The following is a 9944-nucleotide window of genomic DNA, read 5'->3' as shown; positions in this document are numbered from 1 at the left end:
GGTGCTGATGGCGAAGCTGCTGAACCTGTGCAGTAAGAACAAAATCAACCCGCTGATAGGTTCAGCCGGGGTGTCGGCAGTGCCGATGGCGGCACGCGTATCGAACAAAGTGGGGCTGGAGTCGGACCCGCAGAACTTCCTGCTGATGCACGCGATGGGCCCGAACGTGGCCGGGGTGATTGGCTCGGCGATAGCCGCCGGGGTGATGCTGAAATACGTGCTGGCGATGTAATAGTGGATGGGATACGCATGTCGTATCCCATTTTCATCCAAATTTTTTCTGAAAGAAAAGTAAGTATGAACTGGTTCAGGTTCCGGTGATGCCGAATGCAAGAAAATACCGTAATTAAATATCTAAATACCAATATGTTTATACGGGAAATTACACGCTGGTTTGCCAGACGCTCGTTTCAAAACCGGATATTTCTACTGTTCCTGTTTACATCCATCATCGTGATGCTGGCAATCACCTGGTATCTGACCGATATCACGAAAGAGCGCCTGCATTATCAGGTGGGCCAACGTGCGCTTATTCAGGCAATGCAAATATCCGCTATGCCAGAATTAGTTGAAGCCGTAGAGGCGCATGATTTGTCACGCATCAAAGCGCTGATTGACCCAATGCGCTCGTTTTCGGATGCGACTTACATTACCGTTGGCAACGAAAAAGGTCAGCGACTGTATCACGTCAACCCGGATGAGATCGGCAAATATATGGAGGGCGGCGATAGCGACGACGCGCTGTATAACGCTAAAAGCTACGTATCGGTGCGCAAAGGTTCATTAGGCTCTTCCCTACGTGGTAAATCCCCGATTCAGGACAGTACCGGTAAAGTCATCGGTATTGTTTCCGTCGGCTATACTCTGGAACAGTTGGAGAGCTGGCTTAACTTACAAATCAGCTCGTTGCTGTTCCCGATGGCGTTACTGCTGCTGGTACTGTTGTACTGTGCCCGCCGCTTCTCGCTGCATATTAAAAAGCAGATGCTTAACATGGAGCCGCAGCAGCTTTCACAACTATTAATTCAGCAAAGCGTGTTGTTTGAGTCGGTATTTGAAGGGTTGATCGCCATTGACTCCCATCACCGTATTACCGCCATTAACCAAACGGCTCGCCGCTTACTGAATCTGAGCCAACCGGAGTCTGAACTCATTGGCTATGCAATCCACCATGTCGTGTTGCCGGAGGCCTTCTTTTACGATGCGCCGCAAAAAAACAAAAAAGATGAGATCGTCACCTTTAACCAAATGAAAGTCATCGCCAGTCGCATGGCGGTCATTATTGACAACCAGCCTCAGGGCTGGGTTATTAGCTTTCGCAACAAAGACGATATCAATACACTCAGCCTGCAGTTAAGTCAGGTGCGGCAATACGCCGATAACCTGCGCGCCGTGCAGCATGAGCATCACAACCTTATTTCCACCATTGCCGGACTGCTGTTCCTGAAGCGCTACGATAATGCGCTGGCGCTGATTCAGCAGCAGTCGGAAAGCCACCAGAAAGTACTCGATTTTATTTCCCATAATTTCCGCGACCACCACCTTGCGGGGCTATTAATCGGTAAATATTATCGGGCAAAAGAGCTGGGGCTGGAGCTGATTTTCGATCCTTCAAGCTTTGTTGAACACCTGCCGTCATCGCTCTCGCATAATGAATGGATTTCGATTGTTGGCAATTTATTGGACAACGCCTATAACGCCACCCTGCTCAATCGCGAAGGCTCGCGACAGATTGAGTGCCTGATCAACAGCGAAGATAATGAAGTCATTATTGAAGTTGCCGATCAGGGATGTGGTATTGACGAAAATATCCGCCAGCATATTTTCGAGCGTGGAGTGACCACCCACAACAACGGCGATCACGGAATTGGATTATGGTTGGTGCACAGCTACGTCAAGCAGGCCAATGGTGACATTATCGTCGATAACAATAATCCTTTTGGCACCATATTTACCCTCTATATCCCTTTTACCAGAGAAGAATAACATGGATAGCATTACGACACTCATCGTTGAAGACGAACCGATGCTAGCGGAAATCCTGGTGGACACCATCAAGCTTTTTCCTCAGTTTTCAATCGTCGGTATCGCAGACAAGCTGGAAAGTGCGAAGAAGCAAATACGCCTCTATCAACCACAGTTAATTCTATTGGATAATTTTTTACCCGATGGCAAAGGGATCGATTTAATTCGTCATACCATCAGCACCAACTACACGGGGCGAATTATTTTCATTACCGCCGACAATCATATGGATACCATCAGCGATGCCTTACGCATGGGCGTATTCGATTATCTGATTAAGCCGGTACATTATCAGCGCCTGCAGCATACCCTGGAGCGGTTCACCCGTTACCGCAGTTCGTTACGTTCCAGTGAGCAGGCAAACCAGACGCACGTTGATGCCTTATTTAATATCCAGGCCAAAGAACAAACCGCAGAACCGAATAGCGGACTGCGGGGAATTGATGAAAACACCTTCAACCGGGTACGACAAATATTCGCCGACCCGCAGGCAGTACATACAGCAGACACTCTGGCGCAAATTCTGGGCAGCAGTAAAACCACTGCCCGACGCTATCTGGAACAAGGCGTGAAAAATAACTTTCTCGAAGCGGAGATCAGCTACGGGAAAGTGGGCAGGCCGGAGAGACTCTATCGCGGCAAAGTATGAGATTATGGCGCCAACATGTAATTACGGTGCATAGGCAAACACCTCAGCCACCCACTGACGAAAACCGTCCACATCCAGCGCCATCTGCGCGTTGGCGGGCTGCCCCAGACGCCCTTCAATATCAACGACCGTCGTGCCTGCGGTATATTCCCCCTGCGTTTCTACAGCCACAAAACAGGATTGCAGGGTAAAAAGCTCCGGACGCACCAGCCAGGCGATAGCGCAGAGATCGTGCATCCGGACGCCAGTGCGCATACTACCGCTGCGATAATGGTTGAACAGGCTGTGCAACATCTTACCGGTGCGATTCAGCGCGGGCAGTTTATTCAGAAAATCTGGCGAGAGCATTGCCTGATTCGTGACGTCAAGCCCACACATCACAATCTCAATGCCGCTACGAAATACGTGGGCGGCGGCTTCCGGATCGACAGCAATGTTAAATTCAGCATTAGGCGTAAAATTGCCGCGCCCTGCGGAACCGCCCATCAACACCAGACGGCGAATGTTACACGCACACTCCGGATAGTGCATCAGTAGCAACGCAATATTGGTCAATGGCCCAATCGCCACTAATGTCATGGGCTCCGGGGCGTTCATCAGCACATCACGGATAGAGATAAACGCAGGCTTCGCCAACGGTTGACGCTGATGGTCGACAAAATCATAGCCTTCCATACCGGATTCGCCGTGGACGTATGCCGCATCGCGTAACGGACGCAGCAGCGGTGTCGCGGCCCCCTGGGCAAGTGGGATATCGCTGTTCCAGAAATGCAGAAGCTGCAACGCATTACGGGTCGTTTTTTCAACGGAAACATTGCCTGCGACGGTGGTTATTAGTTGCAGATCAAGCTGGGGGGCGAACAGCGCAGCGGCAATCGCAGCCGCGTCATCAATGCCCGGATCGGTATCAAGAATAATGTGTAGGGATGCTGTCATTAATGCTCTCCTGACCTATTGTTTTATATCTTCATACTCAGCGCGACTGATACAGGCATCAGGCACATCGTCATCCGTCACCAGACGCGGACTTAGCTTATCACCTTCGACAAACGGAACTAATGGGCAAAAACGCCCTGGCGATGCTTTGTTTTCCTGCCACTGAATCTCAAGCGATTCGGGCTCAGCGCCGGGTTTTTCTGCCTGAATCACGGTACGAACATTACCGGTTAGCCAAAAAGATTGACACGTCCCATCAAGGCTAAAAGGCGGCGTCAAATGACCATTTTTACGTACTAGCGGATAAATAATACGCCCATCAGCGTAGGAAGGTGTCATGTAGCAGTTATACATTTTGCCTTTACTTATCACAGGCTGAAAGTAGCTTTCACCGCGATCGATCAGTTCAATCGTTTTTCCTTTCCAGCGATACACATTGACGCCATGGCTGCAGCAACCGCCGCGCCAATAGCTGACAATCTGTTTATGTTCAGCATCGATCTCTGGTGAAGTGATTTCCTGATAAGACGCTGGCGCATCAACATAACGCTGTTTGGCGGGGTCATAGAGCCATGTTTGTACTGGAGCATCCGGCCCAGCAAGTAACTCTGTTACAATCGATAGATCTGGGTAGCCATCAAAATTGACATCTCCCCATTGAGGCATAAACGGGCTACAAGTGCCCACCGAGGCGGTATCTAAGGTCTGTATGAGTTTACCATCACGGTATAATTTTATCGCCGAAATGGCCGGCGTATTGCCGCAATCAATCTCTTTGGAAGGGTCGTAACCCCCTGCATCATTCGTGTTCGTGACCAGCACAATATCAGGGGAGTTTTTAGGTTTGTAATAGATAAGGGCAACAGGAAAATGTCGTTTTTTATCTGCGGACGTCCATTCGCCTTTAATCTCACTGCTGGAGATTTCCGCATTCCAGTAACCCGAAAGCGCCTTTACGCGTTCTTCAAGATGCACCTCTTTATCCTGGAGTGAGCCGCGTAGAACAATCACTGCCTTGTGCTGATTGCAAGGTTCATAGCAGTAATACCCATAAAGCGTGTTACCAAATCGCGTGATATTAACGTTTACCGGTTTCCCCGCGATAGTCCCGGTATAGTTTCGCTCCCAGGCAGGTAGCTCCAGCACCGTGGCGCTTGTTGCGTCCATCCAAAAGCCGATGGCGAGTAACGTTGGCAATCCATATTTTATTTTGCCCATTTCCCTTATCCCTGTAGGCATTACAACCCAAAAACCAGCAACGATTGTGCTGGTTTTTCAGATGAATAGCAAAAAGGTGGGGCATTAGCACCGGATGACGACTACGCCTTATTTTTCCTGTCGCACATTGAATATCAAAAGAAATCCTTAAGATCTGGTCAGCGTAGCGTCATCGGGCAGATTTCTGAATTGTGAAATCTTATTCGACTTCACGAACATCCACACGCAGCTCTTTCGGCACTTCGAAAACAATATTTTCTTCGCGCCCCTCAAGCGTGACGGCTTCGCCGCCGCCAAACTCGCGCAGACGCGCAATAACATTCTGCACCAGAATATCCGGCGCGGAAGCGCCTGCGGTGACGCCGACGCAGGCGGCGTCTTTCACCCACGCCTCCTGGATATCCGCCGCATCGTCGATAAGAAACGCGGTTCTTCCCATCCGTTGGGCCAGTTCCGCCAGCCGGTTAGAGTTAGAAGAGTTTTTCGAGCCGACCACCAGCACCACGTCAGCCTGCTCCGCCAACGCCCGCACCGCTTCCTGACGATTAGTAGTGGCATAGCAAATATCGTCTTTGCGCGGGCCGACGATTTTCGGAAAGCGTTTACGCAGCGCATCAATCACATCGGACGTATCGTCCACGGAAAGCGTGGTTTGCGTCATGAAGGAGAGCTTGCCTTCATTTTTGACATTCAGCGTCCAGACGTCCTCTGGCGACTCCACCAGGAACATCCCCCCTTCCGGATTGCTGTACTGACCCATGGTGCCTTCCACTTCCGGGTGCCCGGCGTGGCCGATGAGAATAGATTCTTCACCGCGACGGCTGGCGCGCGCCACTTCCATATGGACTTTCGTCACCAGCGGGCAGGTGGCGTCAAAAACGGTAAGATCGCGGCTTTTCGCCTCGTTACGCACCGCCTGGGAAACCCCGTGAGCGGAGAAGATCAGAATGGCGCCATCCGGCACTTCGCTAATTTGCTCTATAAAGATCGCCCCGCGCTTGCGCAGGCTGTCCACTACATAGCGGTTATGCACGACTTCGTGCCGAACGTAAATTGGCGCGCCGTAAATGGCGAGCGCATTTTCAACAATGCTGATAGCGCGGTCTACCCCGGCGCAAAAACCGCGTGGGTTGGCCAACAGGATCTGCATGTTTATGCCTCCAGCGCCGGATCGATTTCCAGCACTTCAATATCAAAGTGAACGGTATGCCCGGCCAGCGGATGGTTAAAATCAACGGTAATCGAGTCGCCGTTGATTTCGCGAATCACGCCAGGCATTTCGCTGCCATCCATTGCGGTAAAAAGCATAATCGCCCCGACTTCCGGTTCGCCCGCCGCCATAAACTCACGGCGCGAGAAATACTGGATCAAGTCCGGACTGGGGACGCCAAACGCGGCGTCAGGCTCCAGCGAAAACGCTTTCTTTTCCCCTTCTTTCAACCCCAGAAGCTGCTGCTCCAGACCTTCGGAAAGCGAGGTATCGCCAAGACGGAACAGGGCTGGCTTGCCGTTATTGCGGGTAGATTCCGCCGTTGAGCCATCATCCAGTTTCAGGGTGAAGTGAACGAGGATCGCGCTGTTGCTCTGTACGGATTTAGACATGCAAATTGCTCACGTGTTTTGCCCGGAGGCACAAAGAACGATAAAACCGTAGGCCGGATAAGGCGTTTTCACCGCCATCCGGCACCACGTTTGCCTGATGGCGCTGCGCTTATCAGGCCTACAAAACCGGATAAGCGCAACCCGGTATTTACGCTTATGCCTGTTCTTTCGCTGTCGGCTTCGGCAAAAAGCCTTCCAGTACTATCAGCGCAGCACCGATACAAATTGCCGTATCGGCAAGGTTGAACGTCGCGAAATGCCAGTCGCCGACGTAAAAATCGATCATATCGACAACGAAGCCGTGCCACAGACGATCGAACAAATTACCCAGCGCGCCGCCAATAATGAGCGCATAAGCGATGTTATTCAGCTTCTGCGTCGCTTTCGAGCGATACATCATCACCAAAAGAATTACGCAGATCCCTATCGCAATCCCGGCAAAGAACCAGCGCTGCCAGCCGCCGCTATCCGCCAGGAAGCTAAAAGCCGCGCCGTAGTTACGCGCATAATGCAGATTAAGCGACGGGAACAGCCCTACCGTATCCCCCAGAGCGAAATTCTGGAGGATCAGGTATTTGCTGCCCAAATCGATAATCAGCACGACTACTACCAGCCATAGCCAGCGTAGTCCTGTTGAACAGAGTGGTTTACTCATCAGGCAAATTTACGTTGTTCGCCATTACCGGCGATGTTGCTGACACAGCGTCCGCAGATATCTGCATGTTCCGCCACCTTGCCGACATCAGTAGTGTAGTGCCAGCAGCGCGGACACTTATCACCCTCGGCACGCGTTACCACTGCCTGAACTGTCGTATTACCAGCATTGTACTGAATATTTTCATCATCAATACCCCCCGCTTGCTCAGAAATCACGAACTGGGAAGTAATGAAGATAAATCTGACCTCTTCACCCAACAGTTTCAGCTTCTTGATCGTACCGTTAGCATCGTCAGCATATTTCAGCGTCACTTTTGCTTCCAGGTTCGATTTGATGCCATTGGCTTTCTGATTTTCCAGCTCTTTGTTGATCTGGTCCTTGATATAGCGGACATCGTCCCAGAATGCGTCATTAAATTCTTCATTCTCTTCCAGGCCAAACAACCCGTCGTACCATTCGCCGGTGAAGACATATTTTTCACGCTCGCCCAGCAGGTAGCCCCAGATTTCATCAGCCGTGAAGGACATGATCGGCGCCATCCAGCGAACCAGCGCTTCTGCGATATGATACAGCGCAGTCTGGCAGCTACGACGCGCGACGCTATCAGCCTTCGCGGTGTACTGGCGGTCTTTGATGATGTCGAGGTAGAACGAACCCATTTCAACGGAGCAGAAGCGCATCAGGCGCTGTACCACTTCATGGAAGTCGTAAGCTTCGTATGCCTTCAGAATCTCTTGCTGCGCCGTTTTCGCGCAGCCCACCGCCCACCTGTCCAGCACCACCATCTCTTCCGGTTTGACCATATCGGTGGCCGGATTGAAGCCATTAAGGTTCGCCAGCAGGAAGCGCGCGGTATTACGGATACGGCGATAGCTGTCGGCAGCACGTTTCAGGATTTCGTCAGAGACCGCCATTTCGCCGGTATAGTCAGTAGACGCTACCCACAGACGCAGGATATCCGCGCCCAGTTTATTCATCACATCCTGCGGCGACACGGTGTTACCGATGGACTTGGACATCTTGCGCCCCTGACCATCGACGGTGAAGCCGTGAGTCAGTACCTGGCGGTATGGCGCTTTGCCTTTCATCGCCACGCTAATCATCAGGGAGGACATAAACCAGCCGCGATGCTGGTCAGACCCTTCCAGATACATATCGGCAGCATGACCGGCGAATTCCGGACGTGCATCAACCACGGAGTAACTGGTGGAACCGGAATCAAACCAAACGTCCAACGTATCCGGAACTTTCTCGTATTGATCAGCATCTTCGCCGAGGATCTCTTTCGGGTCGAGATCCCACCACGCCTGGATACCGTCAACTTCGACGCGTTTCGCCACCTCTTCCATCGCCGCCAGAGTACGCTCAATCGGCAGCAGCTCCTGCGTTTCTTTATGCACGAACAGCGACATCGGTACGCCCCAGGTACGCTGACGTGAGATACACCAGTCAGGACGGTTAGCGACCATTGATTCAATACGCGCCTGACCCCAGTCCGGGATCCACTGAACGCCTTTGATCTCTTTCAGGGACTGTTGACGAAGCCCTTCTTTATCCATGCTGACGAACCACTGCGGGGTCGCGCGGAAAATGATCGGCGTTTTGTGACGCCAACAGCACGGATAGCTGTGCTGCATTTTTTCGACATGCAGTAGCGCGCCTTTTTCTTTCAGCAGTTCAATAACGATATCGTTCGCCTTGAAGACGTTAACACCGTCAAGCGTTGGATATGTGCCTGGCAGGTAAGCGCCGTCCGGCCCAACCGGGTTAGCCGTTTCCAGGCCATACTTTTGGCCGATCACGTAGTCATCCGGGCCGTGACCAGGGGCGGTATGTACCGCGCCGGTACCGGCGTCCAGGGTGACGTGATCGCCGAGGATCGCAGGCACGTCAAAGCCCATAAACGGATGGGTAAAGCGCAACAGTTCCAGCTCCGCGCCTTTAACGGTGCCGAGAATGGTGTATTCAGCCGCGCCAATACGCTGCATGACGCTTTCAACCAGATCTTTCGCCAGAATCACCGCCTGGCCGTCAATCTGCACCAGCGCATAATCAAAGTCCGGCGCCAGGGAGATGGCGCGGTTAGCCGGTAGTGTCCACGGCGTGGTGGTCCAGATAACCAGCGACACAGGGCCGCTCACGCCCGGCAGACCAAACTTCGCTTTCACCGCATCCTGATCGACGGCGCGGAACGCCACGTCGATAGACGGTGACGTTTTGTCGTAATATTCAACTTCCGCTTCCGCCAGCGCGGAACGGCAGTCAACGCACCAGTGCACCGGCTTAGCGCCTTTGTGCAGATGACCGTTTTTGATAATTCTGCCCAGCGCGCGGATGATGTTGGCTTCGGTTTTGAAGTCCATGGTCAGGTACGGATGCGACCAGTCGCCCAACACGCCCAGACGAATGAAGTCTTTACGCTGGCCGTCAACCTGCGTAGCGGCATATTCGCGGCACTTGGCGCGGAATTCAGCGGCGGTGAATTTCTCGCCCGGCTTACCGAACTCCTGCTCGACTTTCAGCTCGATAGGCAGACCGTGACAGTCCCAGCCCGGCACGTAAGGCGAGTCAAATCCAGACAGCCCTTTGGACTTCACGATAATGTCTTTCAGAATCTTGTTAACTGAGTGACCAATATGAATGCTGCCATTCGCATATGGAGGGCCATCATGCAGAATGAAGGTTTTTTTGCCTTTTTTGGCCGCACGAATGATGCCGTACAGATCATCATCGGTCCAACGCGCCAGCATTCCCGGTTCACGCTTGGCGAGGTCGCCGCGCATCGGGAACCCTGTTTCCGGCAAATTCAGGGTCGATTTATAGTCACTCATCAGATTCTCGGTTCCGTATTTCGGT

At 52.2% G+C, this 9944-nt stretch carries 9 protein-coding genes; 3 read left to right on the top strand and 6 right to left on the bottom strand.

Going from position 1 to position 9944, the window contains the following annotated elements; all coding sequences use genetic code 11:
• The 3 genes from J4685_RS05635 to J4685_RS05625 form a co-directional block, all read left to right on the top strand.
• The coding region (locus J4685_RS05635) for a sodium ion-translocating decarboxylase subunit beta (protein WP_072100139.1) at nt 1-232 on the top strand (232 nt) is incomplete at its 5' end.
• Nucleotides 233-366: 134 nt separating this feature from the next.
• Nucleotides 367-1986, top strand: coding sequence for a sensor histidine kinase (locus J4685_RS05630; protein WP_012532491.1), 1620 nt, complete (start codon nt 367-369; stop codon nt 1984-1986).
• A 1-nt stretch (nt 1987) separates the two neighbouring features.
• Nucleotides 1988-2674, top strand: coding sequence for a response regulator (locus J4685_RS05625; protein ID WP_000377415.1), 687 nt, complete (start codon nt 1988-1990; stop codon nt 2672-2674).
• A gap of 21 nt (nt 2675-2695) precedes the next feature.
• Here J4685_RS05625 and rihC read toward each other — a convergent pair whose 3' ends face one another.
• The 6 genes from rihC to ileS form a co-directional block, all read right to left on the bottom strand.
• A complete protein-coding gene (gene rihC / locus J4685_RS05620) occupies nt 2696-3610 on the bottom strand; it encodes a ribonucleoside hydrolase RihC (RefSeq protein ID WP_000127284.1) in 915 nt (304 codons plus the stop codon).
• Nucleotides 3611-3625: 15 nt separating this feature from the next.
• Complete coding sequence (locus tag J4685_RS05615) at nt 3626-4828, bottom strand: XAC2610-related protein (protein ID WP_000516330.1); 1203 nt, start codon at nt 4826-4828, stop codon at nt 3626-3628.
• Between the two features lie 199 nt (nt 4829-5027).
• Complete coding sequence (ispH, locus tag J4685_RS05610; RefSeq protein ID WP_001166415.1) at nt 5028-5978, bottom strand: 4-hydroxy-3-methylbut-2-enyl diphosphate reductase; 951 nt, start codon at nt 5976-5978, stop codon at nt 5028-5030.
• 2 nt (nt 5979-5980) lie between these two features.
• Nucleotides 5981-6430: an FKBP-type peptidyl-prolyl cis-trans isomerase gene (fkpB, locus tag J4685_RS05605; protein ID WP_000047269.1), complete on the bottom strand. Its 450-nt coding sequence runs from the start codon at nt 6428-6430 to the stop codon at nt 5981-5983.
• A gap of 154 nt (nt 6431-6584) precedes the next feature.
• A complete protein-coding gene (gene lspA / locus J4685_RS05600) occupies nt 6585-7085 on the bottom strand; it encodes a signal peptidase II (protein ID WP_000042738.1) in 501 nt (166 codons plus the stop codon).
• The gene (gene ileS, locus J4685_RS05595; protein ID WP_011232964.1) at nt 7085-9919 is read right to left on the bottom strand and encodes an isoleucine--tRNA ligase; all 2835 of its coding nucleotides are present in this window, start codon (nt 9917-9919) and stop codon (nt 7085-7087) included. The genes lspA and ileS overlap by 1 nt, the downstream gene beginning before the upstream one ends.
• Nucleotides 9920-9944: the final 25 nt, after the last annotated feature.

It is taken from the genome of Salmonella sp. 32100201201700099SM (assembly GCF_017572645.1).
In the GTDB taxonomy this organism is placed as follows: domain Bacteria; phylum Pseudomonadota; class Gammaproteobacteria; order Enterobacterales; family Enterobacteriaceae; genus Salmonella; species Salmonella enterica.
Note: the sequence above shows the minus strand (reverse complement) of the source record. Positions and strands in the feature narration are given on the sequence as shown.

Bases quoted from the DNA above. Each gene is read 5' to 3' on its own strand.
- J4685_RS05615 (WP_000516330.1), bottom strand. From the start codon at position 4,828: ATGGGCAAAATAAAATATGGATTGCCAACGTTACTCGCCATCGGCTTT.
- J4685_RS05630 (WP_012532491.1), top strand. From the start codon at position 367: ATGTTTATACGGGAAATTACACGCTGGTTTGCCAGACGCTCGTTTCAA.
- ispH (WP_001166415.1), bottom strand. From the start codon at position 5,978: ATGCAGATCCTGTTGGCCAACCCACGCGGTTTTTGCGCCGGGGTAGAC.
- lspA (WP_000042738.1), bottom strand. From the start codon at position 7,085: ATGAGTAAACCACTCTGTTCAACAGGACTACGCTGGCTATGGCTGGTA.
- rihC (WP_000127284.1), bottom strand. From the start codon at position 3,610: ATGACAGCATCCCTACACATTATTCTTGATACCGATCCGGGCATTGAT.
- fkpB (WP_000047269.1), bottom strand. From the start codon at position 6,430: ATGTCTAAATCCGTACAGAGCAACAGCGCGATCCTCGTTCACTTCACC.
- J4685_RS05625 (WP_000377415.1), top strand. From the start codon at position 1,988: ATGGATAGCATTACGACACTCATCGTTGAAGACGAACCGATGCTAGCG.
- ileS (WP_011232964.1), bottom strand. From the start codon at position 9,919: ATGAGTGACTATAAATCGACCCTGAATTTGCCGGAAACAGGGTTCCCG.